Source organism: Latilactobacillus curvatus JCM 1096 = DSM 20019 (assembly GCF_004101845.1).
GTDB classification, from domain to species: Bacteria; Bacillota; Bacilli; order Lactobacillales; family Lactobacillaceae; genus Latilactobacillus; species Latilactobacillus curvatus.
Genome location: NZ_CP026116.1, coordinates 255,552 through 270,820 on the forward strand (window position 1 = coordinate 255,552; position 15,269 = coordinate 270,820).

At 41.8% G+C, this 15,269-nt stretch carries 15 protein-coding genes; 14 read left to right on the forward strand and 1 reads right to left on the reverse strand.

The window, feature by feature from the left end; all coding sequences use genetic code 11:
• Nucleotides 1–29: 29 nt before the first annotated feature.
• Genes LCU_RS01445 through LCU_RS01455 form a run of 3 tightly spaced genes read left to right on the forward strand, consistent with a single transcriptional unit; the run spans nucleotide 30 to nucleotide 3,353 of the window.
• Nucleotides 30–2,261: a RelA/SpoT family protein gene (locus LCU_RS01445; RefSeq protein ID WP_039099314.1), complete on the forward strand. Its 2,232-nt coding sequence runs from the start codon at nucleotides 30–32 to the stop codon at nucleotides 2,259–2,261.
• 12 nt (nucleotides 2,262–2,273) lie between these two features.
• Nucleotides 2,274–2,723 carry a D-aminoacyl-tRNA deacylase gene (gene dtd / locus LCU_RS01450; protein ID WP_039099315.1) on the forward strand — a complete coding sequence of 150 codons (450 nt, stop codon included), beginning with the start codon at nucleotides 2,274–2,276 and terminating at the stop codon, nucleotides 2,721–2,723.
• A gap of 3 nt (nucleotides 2,724–2,726) precedes the next feature.
• The gene (locus LCU_RS01455; RefSeq protein ID WP_056965911.1) at nucleotides 2,727–3,353 is read left to right on the forward strand and encodes an HAD-IA family hydrolase; all 627 of its coding nucleotides are present in this window, start codon (nucleotides 2,727–2,729) and stop codon (nucleotides 3,351–3,353) included.
• Nucleotides 3,354–3,400: 47 nt separating this feature from the next.
• On the opposite strand, the gene LCU_RS01460 is transcribed toward LCU_RS01455, so the two are convergent.
• Complete coding sequence (locus tag LCU_RS01460; protein WP_076787715.1) at nucleotides 3,401–3,751, reverse strand: DUF3397 family protein; 351 nt, start codon at nucleotides 3,749–3,751, stop codon at nucleotides 3,401–3,403.
• A gap of 127 nt (nucleotides 3,752–3,878) precedes the next feature.
• Here LCU_RS01460 and LCU_RS01465 point away from each other — a divergent pair, with 127 nt between their 5' ends.
• The 11 genes from LCU_RS01465 to ftsZ all read left to right on the forward strand — a co-directional run bounded on the left by LCU_RS01465 (nucleotide 3,879) and on the right by ftsZ (nucleotide 15,259).
• Entirely contained in the window at nucleotides 3,879–4,001 is a 123-nt protein-coding gene (locus LCU_RS01465) for a DUF4044 domain-containing protein (RefSeq protein WP_004270707.1), read from the forward strand.
• Nucleotides 4,002–4,266: 265 nt separating this feature from the next.
• Entirely contained in the window at nucleotides 4,267–4,698 is a 432-nt protein-coding gene (mraZ, locus tag LCU_RS01470) for a division/cell wall cluster transcriptional repressor MraZ (protein WP_004270711.1), read from the forward strand.
• A gap of 15 nt (nucleotides 4,699–4,713) precedes the next feature.
• The gene (gene rsmH / locus LCU_RS01475) at nucleotides 4,714–5,670 is read left to right on the forward strand and encodes a 16S rRNA (cytosine(1402)-N(4))-methyltransferase RsmH (protein WP_004270706.1); all 957 of its coding nucleotides are present in this window, start codon (nucleotides 4,714–4,716) and stop codon (nucleotides 5,668–5,670) included.
• A gap of 14 nt (nucleotides 5,671–5,684) precedes the next feature.
• A complete protein-coding gene (ftsL, locus tag LCU_RS01480; protein WP_239494175.1) occupies nucleotides 5,685–6,056 on the forward strand; it encodes a cell division protein FtsL in 372 nt (123 codons plus the stop codon).
• Nucleotides 6,053–8,185: a penicillin-binding transpeptidase domain-containing protein gene (locus LCU_RS01485; RefSeq protein ID WP_056965908.1), complete on the forward strand. Its 2,133-nt coding sequence runs from the start codon at nucleotides 6,053–6,055 to the stop codon at nucleotides 8,183–8,185. The genes ftsL and LCU_RS01485 overlap by 4 nt, the downstream gene beginning before the upstream one ends.
• A gap of 27 nt (nucleotides 8,186–8,212) precedes the next feature.
• Nucleotides 8,213–9,175: a phospho-N-acetylmuramoyl-pentapeptide-transferase gene (gene mraY / locus LCU_RS01490; protein ID WP_056965906.1), complete on the forward strand. Its 963-nt coding sequence runs from the start codon at nucleotides 8,213–8,215 to the stop codon at nucleotides 9,173–9,175.
• 15 nt (nucleotides 9,176–9,190) lie between these two features.
• Nucleotides 9,191–10,555, forward strand: coding sequence for a UDP-N-acetylmuramoyl-L-alanine--D-glutamate ligase (gene murD, locus LCU_RS01495; protein ID WP_056965903.1), 1,365 nt, complete (start codon nucleotides 9,191–9,193; stop codon nucleotides 10,553–10,555).
• Between the two features lie 15 nt (nucleotides 10,556–10,570).
• Complete coding sequence (gene murG, locus LCU_RS01500) at nucleotides 10,571–11,671, forward strand: undecaprenyldiphospho-muramoylpentapeptide beta-N-acetylglucosaminyltransferase (protein ID WP_056965901.1); 1,101 nt, start codon at nucleotides 10,571–10,573, stop codon at nucleotides 11,669–11,671.
• Between the two features lie 21 nt (nucleotides 11,672–11,692).
• The gene (locus LCU_RS01505) at nucleotides 11,693–12,568 is read left to right on the forward strand and encodes a cell division protein FtsQ/DivIB (RefSeq protein ID WP_056965899.1); all 876 of its coding nucleotides are present in this window, start codon (nucleotides 11,693–11,695) and stop codon (nucleotides 12,566–12,568) included.
• A gap of 113 nt (nucleotides 12,569–12,681) precedes the next feature.
• A complete protein-coding gene (ftsA, locus tag LCU_RS01510; RefSeq protein WP_056965897.1) occupies nucleotides 12,682–13,998 on the forward strand; it encodes a cell division protein FtsA in 1,317 nt (438 codons plus the stop codon).
• Between the two features lie 28 nt (nucleotides 13,999–14,026).
• Complete coding sequence (gene ftsZ, locus LCU_RS01515; RefSeq protein ID WP_004270698.1) at nucleotides 14,027–15,259, forward strand: cell division protein FtsZ; 1,233 nt, start codon at nucleotides 14,027–14,029, stop codon at nucleotides 15,257–15,259.
• Nucleotides 15,260–15,269 lie beyond the last annotated feature (10 nt).

The window sequence follows — 15,269 nt, forward strand, 5'->3', positions numbered from 1 at the left end:
TCGAGTAAGAGGAATTGGAGTGAGGCAGGATGCCAGAAGAAAAAGTAATTTCACAGCAGGAAGTGCTACAGTTATGTCAGAAGTACATGAATACTGAGCATCTTGCTTTTGTCCAAAAAGCGTATGATTTTGCAGCTTATGTGCATAAAGAACAAGTTCGCCAATCAGGTGAACCGTATATTATTCATCCAATTCAAGTTGCAGGGATTCTTGCTGAATTGAAGATGGATCCCGCTACGGTTGCTTCTGGTTACTTACACGATGTTGTCGAAGATACGAATATCACGTTAGGTGATGTTGAAGAGATGTTTGGCAAAGATGTTGCGGTAATCGTTGATGGTGTCACGAAATTAGGAAAAATTAAATATAAATCACACCAAGAACAACTGGCTGAAAATCACCGGAAGATGTTATTAGCAATGGCTAAAGACTTGCGGGTGATTATGGTCAAACTCGCCGATCGCTTGCATAATATGCGGACGTTGAAACATTTGAAACCCGAAAAACAACGCCGAATTGCTAACGAAACATTAGAAATCTATGCACCATTGGCTGACCGGTTAGGGATTAGTAAGATTAAGTGGGAATTGGAAGATATCTCGCTCCGTTATTTGAACCCACAACAGTACTATCGGATTGTGCACCTGATGAATTCTAAGCGGACACAACGCGAATCTTATATTCAAGAAGCAATTGAAGACATTAAAGACTCAATTGCTGATTTAGATATGAATTACGACATTTATGGACGACCAAAGCATCTTTACTCGATTTATCGCAAGATGCGCGACCAGCATAAACAATTTGAAGAATTGTATGATTTACTCGCAATTCGGGTTGTTGTTGACTCAATCAAGGACTGCTATGCTGTTTTAGGAGCAATCCATACTAAGTGGAAACCGATGCCCGGTCGGTTTAAAGACTACATTGCAATGCCAAAGGCCAACATGTATCAATCGATCCATACAACTGTGATTGGTCCCAAAGGCAAACCGCTTGAAGTGCAAATTCGGACGCAAGAAATGCACGATGTTGCTGAATATGGGGTCGCTGCACATTGGGCGTATAAAGAAGGCGTTAAGGAACAGATTAAGCTGGATGAATCAGGGCGTAAACTCGATTTATTCCGTGAAATTCTTGAAATTCAAGATGCTTCCGATGATGCTGCAGAATTTATGGAAAGCGTCAAAGGCGATATCTTTAGCGATCGCGTTTATGTTTTCACACCCAAAGGCGATGTTTATGAACTACCAAAGGGTTCAGTGCCACTGGATTTTGCTTATTTAGTGCATACTGAAGTCGGGAACCACGCTGTTGGAGCTAAGATTAACGGCAAAATTGTACCGTTGAACTATCAATTACGTAATGGTGATATTGTCGAGATGTTGACGTCAACAAGTGCGACACCAAGTCGTGATTGGATTAAGCTCGCTTTCACCGCGCGTGCTCGGAATAAGGTTAAGCGCTACTTTAAAAAAGAAGATCGGGATGAAAACGTCGAAAAAGGACGGACGGCTGTTGAACATCTGTTGGTAGAAGATGGTTATACACCAAAAGAACACCTCACTAAAGCCGAGATAGCTGTCATCCTACCGCATTTTAATTTTAATGCCGAAGAAGAACTGTTTGCAGCAATTGGGTTCGGTGAAATCTCACCACAGTCAGTCGTCAATCGCTTAACGATTAAAGAACGACGGGCAAAAGAAGAAAGTGAACAAAAAGCATTAGAAGCTGAGATTCTATCAGCGAAGGATTCACAACAACCAGGGCCTAAAGCAAATGGTAGCCATATCACAATCAAACATGAAGACGGTGTTGTTATTGAAGGTGTCGACAATGTCTTAGTGCACTTGAGTAAATGCTGTAATCCAGTCCCTGGTGATGATATCGTTGGCTATGTAACAAAGGGACGTGGGGTTTCTGTTCATCGGCGCGATTGTCCGAATATCGTTGATCGGGCAGATATGAACAGTCGATTGACTGAAGTCAGTTGGGAAAATACCAACGCTAAGAATGATCAACTCTATGATGCGAATTTGGAAATCTACGGCTATAACCGTGGTGGACTATTGAACGATGTCTTACAGTCCTTAAATGCACATACGAAACAGCTAAATAACGTGATGGGGCGGATTGATCACGATAAGATGGCGGATATTCATGTGACAGTCGGCATTCGCAATACAGATCATTTAGAAACGATTATGGAAGCCGTGAAGAACATCCCAGATGTTTACGAAGTCAAACGGGTTCAAGGATAGGAGCGACTTAATATGCGAGTAGTATTACAGCGAGTGAGCCAAGCAAGTGTCACGATTGATCAGACGATTGTTGGCAAGATTAACCAAGGCTTTTTGTTATTGGTCGGTATTTGTGATGATGATACTGAAGCTGATTTAGATTACTTGGTTAAGAAAATTAGTCAATTGCGCGTTTTTGAAGACCCAGATGGCAAGATGAATTTGGCGTTGGCCCAGGTTGACGGTGCCATTTTATCGGTGTCACAATTCACCCTTTTTGCTAGCACTAAGAAGGGCAATCGCCCAAGCTTTACTGCGGCTGGGAAACCGGACTATGCTAAACGCTTATACGAACAGTTTAATCAAAAATTAGCAGCGACTGGGATTCGCGTCGCAACTGGAGAATTTGGAGCCGATATGCAAGTGGCTTTGGTCAATGACGGTCCAGTCACTATCCTATTTGATACAAAGGAGAATGGATAATTAATGAGTTATCAAAATGCGATTTGGGATTTCGATGGTACATTGTATGATACTTATCCTGTTATGATGACGGCGCTCAGTCAGGTTTACCGTGATCATCAAGTCGCAGTCGATCAATCGCACTTATACCAAGCGATTAAGCAGACTTCAATTAAACGGGAACTGCAGATGCTTGCTCAGCAAACTAATGTTTCATTTGAACAATTGGATCGAGAATATCATGAATTAGAACACCAATTACAACAGACGCCACAACCTTATCCGGGGGCAGCGGCGATTTTGAAACAGATTAGTGCACATGGTCAGAATTTCTTATTGACCCATCGTGATGATGCTGCAGAAAAATTTTTGGCAGCGCATGGACTAGCGGATTATTTTACTGAAATTGTTACGAGTCAGAGCGGATTTGCCAGGAAACCGGCGCCAGATAGTTTGAACAATTTATGTGATCGTTATCAGCTGGATAAAACTAAAACCGTGATGATTGGTGATCGTGCATTAGATATTGAAGCAGGGATTAACGCCCATGTGGCGACGGCCTATTTTGATGTTGATCGATTACCAATCATGGTGCAACCGACAATCACAATTACGCAATTAAGCGCGTTAGGAAAATATTTTTTAAACTAAGAAAAGCGGTGTCGACAAATTGAAAGAGTCGACACCGCTTTTTTGGTTTAAAGGAGTGTGATGATTAGAAAGGATAGGTACCATGCTGTGGCCATCACGAGGACAAAGCGCCACCAACTCCGTAGAAACTTACGTAGGTACAGCGCACGGTCGTAGTAAAAGCGCGTTAAGCTCCAGATGATTCCCCACAGACAGATAGCTAAGCAAAAGAACCAGCCAGCTTTACTGAAAATTGGCATACTCAGAAAGATAGCACTTACTAGCAATGGAATTGGTAGCCAATTAATATAATGAAAACGATGTTTAAATAGACGCTGAGTCAACCGGTCGATACAGTAGCCGAGTGCGACACAGACGGGCGGTAAGCCTGCAAAGAAAAGTGTTGTGCTAAATGGCATTTAAATCACCTCGAAAGTTAATAGTCCCATTGTACCGTCTTTTGGAAAAGATAAAAAGGACTGAGTTGCACTTTCAAGTGATTCGGTGTAAACTGCTGATAAGAAAAAAGTCTAGGTGGTGGAATAATTGAAGAAACAAACAAGCACGTTTAGTCGCATTACTAAAATTTTCGTTTGGGTAATGTTAATCGCCACAGTGGGCTCAGTCGTTTTTGGTTCACTCGCTGCAACTGGCATTTTAAACTTCTAAAAATTAGATTAAAGTGAGCAATTTTTTGCGGCGTTGCTTAGAAGTGGTGCGACAGCCCAAAATAAGCTTACTTAATTAACAAGTGAAACGGCCATTTCGGTTAACGAAATGGCTGTTTTTTTGGTCAAAAAGGCTAGTAATATAAATATCGTGCACAATTGGTTCCAAAATGATAAGATTTTGGTTTTTTTTGGCAAAATGTGGTAGAAAGTGGGGGATTGTGGTAGACTAAAATCAGTTAAGGTGGGCAAAGGGGTGAATGGTTATGTTCATGGGCGAATTTCATCACACGATTGATACGAAAGGTCGGTTAATCATGCCGGCTAAATTTCGTGAATCATTAGGTGCGGAATTTGTACTCACCCGTGGCATGGACAATTGTATTTTTGGTTACCCCCTTAGTGAATGGGAACAGTTGGAAGAGAAGTTAAAAAAACTGCCCCTCGCTAAAAAAGATGCCCGCGCGTTCGTCCGCTTTTTCTACTCAGCGGCGGTCGAATGTTCCCCTGATAAGCAAGGTCGGGTGAATATCCCAGACACACTTGCTAAACATGCTGGTCTTGAAAAAGAATGTGTGTTAATCGGGGTCTCAAACCGCATTGAAATTTGGAGCCAGGAAAAATGGGCGAGCTTTAGCGAAGAAGCTGAAGAGAATTTTGATGATATTGCAGAAAATATGTTAGATTTTGATTTTTAGAAGGATGGTAAATAGATGACAGAAACATTTAAACATCAAAGTGTTTTATTGAAAGAAACGGTTGATGCCTTGAATGTGCAACCCGATGGCGTGTATGTAGACGCAACATTAGGGGGCGGCGGCCATAGTGAATATTTGTTATCTCAGCTGACGACCGGTCATCTTTATTCGTTTGACCAAGACGATCATGCCTTAGCAAGTAGTAAACAACGATTAGCCAAATATGCTGAAGCGGGCCAAGTGACTTTTATTAAGAGTAACTTCCGCTATTTAAAAGCAGCGTTAGCAGAACACGGTGTGACTAAGATTGATGGTATTTTATACGATTTAGGCGTATCATCACCACAATTTGATGATGCCCAACGCGGGTTTAGTTATAAGAAAGAAGCCCCACTTGATATGCGAATGGACCAAGGGGCGGAACTCAGTGCCTACAATGTCGTTAATGAGTGGACCTATCAACAACTAATTAAGATCTTTTTCCGCTACGGCGAAGAAAAGTTCTCAAAACAAGTTGCGCGGAAGATTGAACAACAAAGAGCAGTTGCGCCGATTGAAACGACAATCGAATTAGCTGATTTGATTAAAGAAGCAATTCCTGCACCAGCAAGACGAAAGGGTGGACATCCAGCGAAGCGGATTTTCCAAGCGATTCGGATTGCGGTCAATGATGAATTAGGGGCAATTGAAGATTCACTCGAACAAGCTATTCCATTGGTCAATGTCGGCGGGCGGATCAGTGTCATTACGTTCCAATCATTAGAAGATCGTTTGGTGAAGACGATGTTTAAGGAACAAGCAACGCTCCCAGATTTACCGAAAGGGTTACCAATTTTACCAGAAGAACAAAAAACGGTTCTAAAATTAGTGAACCGCAAGCCGATTCTACCAACAGATGATGAATTAGAAGAAAACCATCGTGCACATAGCGCTAAGCTACGTGTCGCAGAAAAACAAAAAGAAATTGACTAGAAGGATTGATGATGATGGCAACTAACACGGCACGCCAATTAGAAACGCCAGTAGCACCGCTAAAAACGCAGCCTACTGTACATAAACAAGCAGTTGCAAGCCAGTCTAAAAAAGTGGCTTTTTCAGCTGTTGAAAAATTAGCGACGTCAGTTATTGGAATTATCTTTTTCGCGATGTTGGTTAGTTTGTTAACCACCAAAATTGCAGTTGTTAATGCACAACGAGGATTAGAAAGTACGACTCAAAAGATGGCCCAAGTCAGCGCTAACAATAATGATTTAAAACAGGAGATCGGTGAATTAACAAGCTCTGACCGTCTGAATGCTTTTGCCCAGAAACATGATCTTAAACTAAATGAAAATAATATTCGGAACGTGTCTAAATGAAATCAGTTAAGACACGTAAGAGTCCACGGCGGAATCGACGCGTTTTTGGCAGGCTTTTATTGCTAATTATCGCGGCGATTTTTCTAGTTTTCGCCGGTCGTTTTGCTTACATTGCTGCTACTGGGCATATTGCAGGGGTGGATTTAACGAAACGATCACAGAAAAAATACAAAGCTGATTCCGTGATTCGCGCACAACGCGGTACAATTTATGATTCTTTAGGGAACGTTTTGGCACAAGACATTAACGCCTATTCAGTGTATGCGGTATTAAGTCACGATTACGTTGGTCCTAATAAGAAGCCGTTATATGTAACTGATAAGAAAAAAACAGCGAAAGTTTTGAGTCGCTATCTACCATTGAGTGAAGAAAAAATCTATAAACAGTTAACGCCAGCTAACCGTTCAGTTTATCAAGTTGAATTCGGAAGTGCCGGGCAAAACCTTTCACTGAGCATCAAACGGAAGATTGAAAAAGAACATCTAACCGGTATTTACTTCAATGAGTCCCCTACGCGGCTGTACCCTAATGGAACATTCGCATCTCACGTCATTGGTATCGCTCAATCACCAAAGGACGAAGACGGCGCTGATCAAAGCCTCGTTGGTGTAATGGGGATTGAAAAATACTTCAACAAACAATTAGCAGGCCAAGATGGTTACAAGAATTTTGCCCGTGATTCCTATGGATACACGATCAATCAAAAGAAAAACAAAGTAAAAGCCGCTAAAAACGGCCAAGATATTTACTTGACCTTAGATTCTCGGTTACAATCATACATGGAAACTTTATTAACGAGCGTCAATAAAAAATATAAGCCTAAGAGTATGAATGCCGTCTTGATGAATGCTAAGACGGGTGAAATTTTGGCGGCTTCACAACGACCAACCTTTAATGCTAGCACTAAAAAGGGAATTGGCAAGATTTGGCGAGATACATTAGTTGAAGATGGCTATGAACCAGGCTCTGTTTTGAAAATTGCAACCTTGGCAGCTGCCATCGACTCTGGTAATTACAATCCTAATCAGTATTATCAATCGGGTTCAATTGAAGTCGGTGACAAGAAGATTAGTGATTGGCAAACGAGTGGCTGGGGGATGATTCCGCTGAGTCAAGCCTTTGCACGATCAAGTAACGTTGGGATGGTCAAGCTTGAACAAGCCATGGGTCCTAAGGTTTGGAAAGACTACATTCAGAAGTTTGGCTTCTTAAAACCAACTGGTATTCAATTACCCGGCGAAACAGAGGGGACATTGCAATATGTTCGGCCACTAGATCAGGCCACAACTTCGTTTGGTCAAGGGATTAACGTTAATGTAATGCAGATGCTGCAGATGACAAGTGCGATTGCGAACGATGGCACAATGATTAAACCACAGATTTTATCTGGGATTAATCAGGATCATCAAGTAAAACCAATCAAAGCTGGTAAGCCAATTAAGGTTAGCACGGCCAAATCTGTCTTACAAAATATGGAAGATGTTGTTTATCAAGATTATGGGACAGGTCAGGTTTACCAAATTCCAGATTATAAAGTAGCCGTTAAAACCGGGACCGCACAAATTACTGATCCAGACGGTGGCTATTTAACCGGCGCAAGCAATTATATTTTCTCTGTATCAGGGATTGCACCAGCTGATGATCCTAAGTATATTTTATATGTCACAATGAAACAGCCGCAGAATATGACAGATAGTGCTGAAAGTATTTTGGCACAGGTCTTCAATCCAATGATGAAACGGGCACTGGAGTATACCAAAAAGGCTGAAAAAGACACACAACAACAAGTAACAGTTCCATCTGTGATTGGTCAATCAACGGATGAAGCACAAAAGAAATTAACGGATTTAGGCCTACAAACCGCTTCTGTCGGTAGTGGGAACTTAGTCGTCCAGCAATTACCAAAGGCCAATAGTGTGATTTTACCTAAACAGCGAGTCATTTTAATGACCAATGGGGCAATGACGATGCCAGATGTCACGGGTTGGTCGAAAAATGACCTCTTGAAGCTCGCACAATTAACAGGTGTTGAGATTGACATCAAAGGTAGCGGATATGCTTATCATCAAAGCCTAGCGGTTAATGGGTTGCTAGATGGGGTTAAAAAAATAAAAGTACAATTAAAATAAGATAGTTGGATTAAAGGAGTTTATGAAATGGCAGCAGGACAATTTTTAGTGCCCTTAATGAGTGGGTTTGTAATTACGGTGATTTTTATGCCGCTTTTTATCGGGTATTTACGCTTTAAAAAAGAGGGGCAGACAATCCGTGAAGAAGGCCCCAAATGGCACGCTAAGAAAAATGGGACACCAACAATGGGCGGGCTCTTATTCATTATTGCCGCTGTTGTTTCAAGTATTTGGGTAGGATTATTCTTAAAACAGTTAACGAATAGTCTATTAATTGCCATGTTTATTCTGGTGTTATACGGTATTCTCGGTTTTTCAGATGATTTTATTAAAGTTTTCCGTAAACAGAACTTAGGCTTACGCGCTTGGCAAAAATTGTTAGGGCAAATTATTGGTGGGATTGTCTTCATCGCTGTTTATTTCCATGAAGGCTTCAGTACTGCACTTGAAATCCCAGTAATTGGCACTATTTCAAGTAACTGGTTCTTTTGTGTATTCGTCTTAGTGTGGTTAGTCGGTTTCTCAAATGCGGTGAACTTAACGGATGGCATTGATGGGTTAGTTGCTGGCTTGGCAACCATCTCATTTGCAACTTATACAATTATCGCCTTTCATCAAAACCAAATTGATGTCGCCATTTTCGGCCTCAGCATTATTGGCGGATTGCTTGGCTTTTTAATCTACAATAAAAAACCAGCGCAAATTTTCATGGGTGATGTTGGTTCACTAGCACTTGGTGGCGCACTAGCAGCCATGTCAATTTTATTACATCGAGAGTTCTCACTGCTATTGGTCGGGTTAGTATACGTCATTGAAACAGCAAGTGTGATGTTACAAGTCGGTTCATTTAAGTTATTCCATAAGCGGATTTTTAAAATGAGTCCCATTCATCATCACTTCGAAATGTCAGGGTGGAGTGAATGGCGGATTGATATCAGCTTTTGGTTATTTAGTATCATCTGTTCAGCAATTTATCTGTTAATTTTTTAGAAGAGGGCGAATTTAATGAAGGCCAGCACGACGTATCAAGATCAGGCAGTTTTAGTTTTGGGATTAGGGAAGAGCGGCTTTAATGCTGCTAAATTGTTATTAAAATTAGGGGCGATTGTGACCGTCAATGACGGAAAGGAACAAGAAGACAATCCTCAAGTTGCACAATTGCGTGAATTAGGGGCAACCGTCATTACTGGATCGCATCCATTGGCGTTATTTGAGCGCAACTTTGCATACCTCTTCAAAAATCCGGGCATTCGTTACGATAACCCAATGGTGGCAGAAGCGATTGCGCGTAAGATTCCAGTTTTAACGGAACCAGAACTTGCGTACGAAGTGTCTGAAGCCCAATGGGTCAGTGTGACTGGTTCAAACGGGAAGACGACTACCACAACGTTAATTACGTTGATGTTAGATGAAAATCGCACCCAGGGGCACGCATACGCTGCGGGCAATATCGGCATTCCACTAAGTGCGGTCGCCCAAAAAGTGACGGCTGCCGATGTGATGGTCACAGAATTATCAAGTTTCCAACTACTCGGTACAACAACCGTTAAACCTAAGATTGCAGTTTTAACGAATATTTATGAAGCACATTTGGACTATCATGGCTCGCGTGCGAATTACGTGGCTGCGAAAATGCGACTTATTCAAAACCAAACGGCTGACGACTTTTTTGTTGTCAACTGGGACTTACCTGAACTACGTGAATTGAGTCGCCAAACTAAGGCGCAAGTTGTGCCATTTTCACGGCTAGGCAACTCTGAAGCTGGCGCCTATGTCAAAGATGGCCAACTTTGTTTTAAGGGTGAAGTGATAATGCCAGTGACTGATATTAACGTCCCTGGTAACCATAATATTGAAAATGCTTTGGCCGCAATTGCGGCGGCTAAGTTGATGGACCAATCAAACGATGCGATCATTGATGTTTTAACGACCTTTACCGGTGTTAAACACCGGATGCAGTTTGTGACGAGCTATGAAGGTCGCCGCTTCTATAACGACTCTAAAGCAACCAATATGGAAGCTACCGAAGTCGCGTTGAAGAGTTTTAAACAACCAATTGTTTTATTAGCGGGTGGTCTTGACCGGGGCTTTACTTTCGAACCATTATTACCACTACTAAAAGAACACGTAAAAGCAATCATCTTATATGGTGAAACCAAACAATTGTTGGCACAGACAGCACGTGAAGCAGGTATTCCCGTCATCAAAATAGTTGATAATTTAACAAAAGCAGTGCCTGAAGCTTATGCTGCTAGTGAAGCCGGCGACGTGGTTTTATTGTCGCCTGCATGTGCGAGCTGGGATCAGTTCAAGACGTTTGAAGAACGTGGAGACGTCTTTATTAAGGCAGTCGAACAAATTACAGATTAAATTGGAGATTCTAAAATGAGAGTAATGATATCTGGTGGCGGAACTGGTGGCCACATCTATCCAGCGTTAGCCCTAATTGAAAGAATGCAACAACGCGACTTGTTGGATGCCGTTTTATATGTTGGGACTAAACGCGGTTTGGAAAGTAAAATTGTGCCAGATCAAGGCATCGATTTTAAGACGTTAGAAATCCAAGGATTTAAACGTTCGATGAATATGAAGGGCATTAAAACAAATATTAAAACAATTCAACTTTTCTTGCGCAGTGTTAAAGAGGCAAAAGAAATGATTAAAACATTCAAACCTGATATTGTGATTGGAACGGGTGGCTATGTTTCTGGGGCATTGCTATATGCAGCAAGTCGCTTAAAAGTGCCAACGTTGATTCATGAACAAAACTCAGCAGCCGGGGTTACCAACCGCTTTTTGGCGCGCTTTGTCGATAAAGTTGCCATTTCCTTTGAATCAGTCAGCGACCAATTCCCAATGCACAAAATTGTATTAACAGGCAATCCGCGGGCCCAACAAGTTGCTGGAATGTTACCAAACGAACGTTTAAGTGAATTCGGGCTTAAGACTGACAGTCCGACAGTGCTTGTGTTTGGTGGGAGCCGTGGTGCACCAAGTATTAACCAAGCTTTTATCGATGCAGTACCAGCACTTAATACAAAAGAGTATCAGGTGCTATTCGTTTCTGGACGGGTTCATTTTGATGACGTTCAAGCGCAATTAAAGGCGATGACGCTCAATGATAATTTGGCTGTTGTACCATATATCAACGACATGCCCGAAATTTTACCAGATTTAAAGGCCATTGTTGGTCGTGCTGGTGCGACGAGTTTGGCGGAAATCACAGCACTTGGGATTCCGTCAATTTTGATTCCAAGCCCCTATGTAACAAATGATCATCAAACAAAAAATGCCGAGAGTTTGGTTAAAGAAGACGCAGCGATTTTAATTCCAGAAGCACAATTAACGGGTGACAAATTAGTCCAATCATTAGATACGCTTTTGGCAACCCCTGATAGTCAACAAGCAATGGCTAAAGCAGCTAAGAAAATGGGGATTCCAGACGCTTCAGATCGCATTATTGAAGTGATTAATACTATCATCTAAGTTAAGAAGGGGGCGGATGACTTGAAGAAAAAAACAACTAAAAATGGGTCGCTCGATCCGCTCCAATTACTAAACGTTTGGCGCGCTTATCAACTAAAGCGTTGGAAGAAACAACGTCGGCAACGGTTAACGCCGGGGAGACCAACGATTAGTGGTCAACTACCACATTTAAAAGCGCAACGAACGGCAAAGACAAAGTGGCGGTTGACAGCGTTATTGAGCACCTTCACATTGGGCGCTTGTGTGGCAATCTATTTTATGTTGCCCATTAGCGACGTTCAACAAATGACGGTCAACGGGACTAAATCAGTGCCTGATCAACAGGTGATTAATGCGAGTGGCGTACGGATTGGCGATAATGTCCTGACACAAATCTGGCAGGAAAAAGCGATTGAGAAGCGGATTCACCAGAAACTACCTAAGGTGAAAAGTGTAAATGTCAAAGTTGATCAGTTTAATCAACTGACATTGGCGATTAAGGAATATCCTACGGTGGGCTATCTAGTGCGGCATAAACAATATTATCCAATCTTAGAAAATGGCACGATTTTAAAGACGAAAATGACGCAGTCTCTGGGCAATAGCCCTGTCTATAGTCAATTTAAAAATGACGCCTTCTTAAAGCAAGGGTTAAAACTATATCAAGCCTTTCCAAACAGCATTCAAAGTGCTGTGTCGGAAATTCGTTTAACAGCTAAGAACAATAATCCTTATCAAGTTCACTTATATATGAATGATGGTAATGAGGTTGTTGGGGATTTGCGGACACTTGCCAAGAAAATTAAATATTATCCCACACTGGCGAAACAAATGGACGGTAAGGGACGAATTGACTTAGAAGTTGGCGCTTACGCCAAATTATTTGATAATTCTGAGGCCGATTCAACAAAAAATTAGTTAACACTGTTTAAAAAGATTGGATTGGCTTTCTAAATCTAGTCGAAATGTGGTACTATTTAGCATAGGAATCATTTTATTCTAATTGAATGCAAGGAGGTTCCACACACTTAATGGAGAATTCAAAAATATATGTCGGTCTTGATGTCGGAACTACTTCAATTAAGGTAATTGTTGCAGAATCAATTAATAAACAACTTAACGTGATTGGCGTCGGATCAGCTAGATCAAACGGATTAAGTCGCGGGACGATTGTGGACATTGATCAAGCGGTTACCGCTATCCAACAAGCCGTACAACAAGCAGAACAAAAAGCAAATATTGAAATTAATCGGGTTGTTGCTGGAATTCCAGCCAACCAACTACAAATCGAAGAATGCCAAGGGATGATTGCGGTCTCTGATCAATCTAAGGAAATTACTGGTCAAGATGTGCAAGACGTTGCTAGTGCCGCATTGGTTCGGAATTTACCACCTGAACGTGAAATCCTCAATATCTTACCGCAATCGTTTACGGTTGATGGGTTTGATGGGATTAAAGATCCACGCGGAATGATGGGGGTTCGGCTTGAGATGAACGGAATTTTGTTCACCGCACCCAAGACAATGATTCATAATTTAAAGAAATGTATTGAAAAAGCGGGTTTAACACTATCACAACTCGTAGTGAACCCATTAGCACTTGGTAAGCTAGCCTTATCAGACGGGGAACAAGATTTTGGGGCAATCGTTGTCGACCTTGGCGGTGGTCAAAGTACAGCTGCTGTGATTCATGATCATCAATTAAAATTTACGGCGATTGATCAAGAAGGTGGCGACCATATGACCAAGGATATTTCCGTGGTCTTGAACACGTCAATTGAAAATGCTGAAAAAGCTAAACGAGATTATGGTAATGCTGATTCATTGGCTGCTTCAGAAGAAGAACAAATTCCAATTGAAGTTGTTGGTCAAGCCTTACCAGTGCAAGTGACAGAGAAAAAAATAGCTGAGATTATTGAAGCACGGACGATGCAGATTTTTGATCGTTTGAAAGCTGAATTGGATAAAGTACACGCTTTTGATATGCCTGGTGGGGTGATTATGACCGGTGGCGTGACAGCTTTACCTGGGATTGTCGACTTGGCTAAGGAAATCTTTAATTGCCCAGTGAAGTTATACATTCCAGATCAAATGGGCTTGCGGCACCCATCATTTGCCCAAGGGTTGAGTTTAATTAACTACATAGCTAACTTGTCGGAAGTTGATTGGTTGGTCCAAGGCGCACTTGGGAATGTAGCACAGACTGAATTAGACCAAACAGTGACGAAATCAACAATGAAACCTCAAGCAACAACCAAAGAAGTACCAAGTAAGAAAACCAAACCTAAAAATCAATCAAAAAATGCATTCGAAGGCCTGAAAAATTTCTTTAGTAACTTTTTTGAATAAGGGCTAGTCGTAACAGGAGGAAAAACAGATGGAATATTCATTAGATGCAGCACAAGAAAATAGCGGCGCAATCATCAAAGTAATCGGCGTCGGTGGTGCTGGTGGTAACGCTGTCAACAGAATGATCAACGAAGGCGTTAAAGGTGTTCATTTTATTGCGGCTAACACTGACGTTCAAGCACTTGAAGATTCAAAAGCTGAAACAAAGATCCAATTAGGACCTAAGTTGACTCGCGGCCTCGGTGCCGGCGCAACTGCTGAAATCGGCCAAAAAGCTGCTGAAGAGAGTGAAGAAGTCCTCAACGAAGCCTTAAAAGGCGCTGACATGATCTTTGTCACAGCCGGCATGGGTGGCGGTACCGGAACTGGCGCTGCCCCTGTTGTTGCCAAAATTGCTAAAGATCTTGGCGCACTAACGGTGGGGGTTGTTACTCGTCCATTTACATTTGAAGGCCCTAAACGTGGTAAAAACGCCGCTTCAGGGATTGCTGAATTAAAGCAACATGTTGATACAATGGTCATCATTGCTAATAACCGGTTACTCGAAATTGTTGACAAGAAGACACCAATGATGGAAGCCTTCAAAGAAGCCGATAATGTTTTACGTCAAGGGGTTCAAGGGATTTCTGACTTAATTACATCACCAGGGTTTGTCAACTTGGATTTTGCTGATGTTAAAACAGTTATGGCTAACCAAGGCTCTGCCTTGATGGGAATTGGTTCAGCAACGGGTGAAAACCGGACAGCTGAAGCAACGAAGAAGGCTATTTCATCACCATTATTGGAAGTTTCAATCGATGGTGCAGAACAAGTCCTCTTAAACATCACGGGTGGACCAGACTTGTCATTGTTTGAAGCGCAAGATGCTGCTGGTATCGTGCAACAAGCTGCAACTAACGATGTTAACTTGATTTTCGGGACTTCAATCAACGAAAATCTTGGTGATGAAGTTGTTGTAACGGTTATTGCAACTGGGATTGATGAAGATAACAACAAACGTCGTCCAGCAACAAACAATTCAGCACCAAAGACAACAGCGCCTTCAACACCATCAGAACAAAATAATGATCCATTTGTAGATTGGGATATGCGTCGCGAACCAAGTGCCCGCGAGCAAGCGCAAGCAACTGAAAAATTTGATGAAATTGAAAAGAAAGATTTCGATATCTTCAAACGGACAGCCCAAGCGGATGATAATAAGCAAGATAACCAAAATGGGGACGATGTGCCGCCATTTTTCAAGCGCCGTCGCAATAACTAAGGAGGATGAC

Excerpts from the sequence above, each read along its gene's own strand:
- LCU_RS01485 (WP_056965908.1), top strand. The coding sequence starts at position 6,053 with ATGAAATCAGTTAAGACACGTAAGAGTCCACGGCGGAATCGACGCGTT.
- LCU_RS01455 (WP_056965911.1), top strand. The coding sequence starts at position 2,727 with ATGAGTTATCAAAATGCGATTTGGGATTTCGATGGTACATTGTATGAT.
- mraZ (WP_004270711.1), top strand. The coding sequence starts at position 4,267 with ATGTTCATGGGCGAATTTCATCACACGATTGATACGAAAGGTCGGTTA.
- murG (WP_056965901.1), top strand. The coding sequence starts at position 10,571 with ATGAGAGTAATGATATCTGGTGGCGGAACTGGTGGCCACATCTATCCA.
- LCU_RS01445 (WP_039099314.1), top strand. The coding sequence starts at position 30 with ATGCCAGAAGAAAAAGTAATTTCACAGCAGGAAGTGCTACAGTTATGT.
- ftsL (WP_239494175.1), top strand. The coding sequence starts at position 5,685 with ATGGCAACTAACACGGCACGCCAATTAGAAACGCCAGTAGCACCGCTA.
- LCU_RS01460 (WP_076787715.1), bottom strand. The coding sequence starts at position 3,751 with ATGCCATTTAGCACAACACTTTTCTTTGCAGGCTTACCGCCCGTCTGT.
- murD (WP_056965903.1), top strand. The coding sequence starts at position 9,191 with ATGAAGGCCAGCACGACGTATCAAGATCAGGCAGTTTTAGTTTTGGGA.
- dtd (WP_039099315.1), top strand. The coding sequence starts at position 2,274 with ATGCGAGTAGTATTACAGCGAGTGAGCCAAGCAAGTGTCACGATTGAT.
- rsmH (WP_004270706.1), top strand. The coding sequence starts at position 4,714 with ATGACAGAAACATTTAAACATCAAAGTGTTTTATTGAAAGAAACGGTT.
- mraY (WP_056965906.1), top strand. The coding sequence starts at position 8,213 with ATGGCAGCAGGACAATTTTTAGTGCCCTTAATGAGTGGGTTTGTAATT.
- ftsA (WP_056965897.1), top strand. The coding sequence starts at position 12,682 with ATGGAGAATTCAAAAATATATGTCGGTCTTGATGTCGGAACTACTTCA.
- ftsZ (WP_004270698.1), top strand. The coding sequence starts at position 14,027 with ATGGAATATTCATTAGATGCAGCACAAGAAAATAGCGGCGCAATCATC.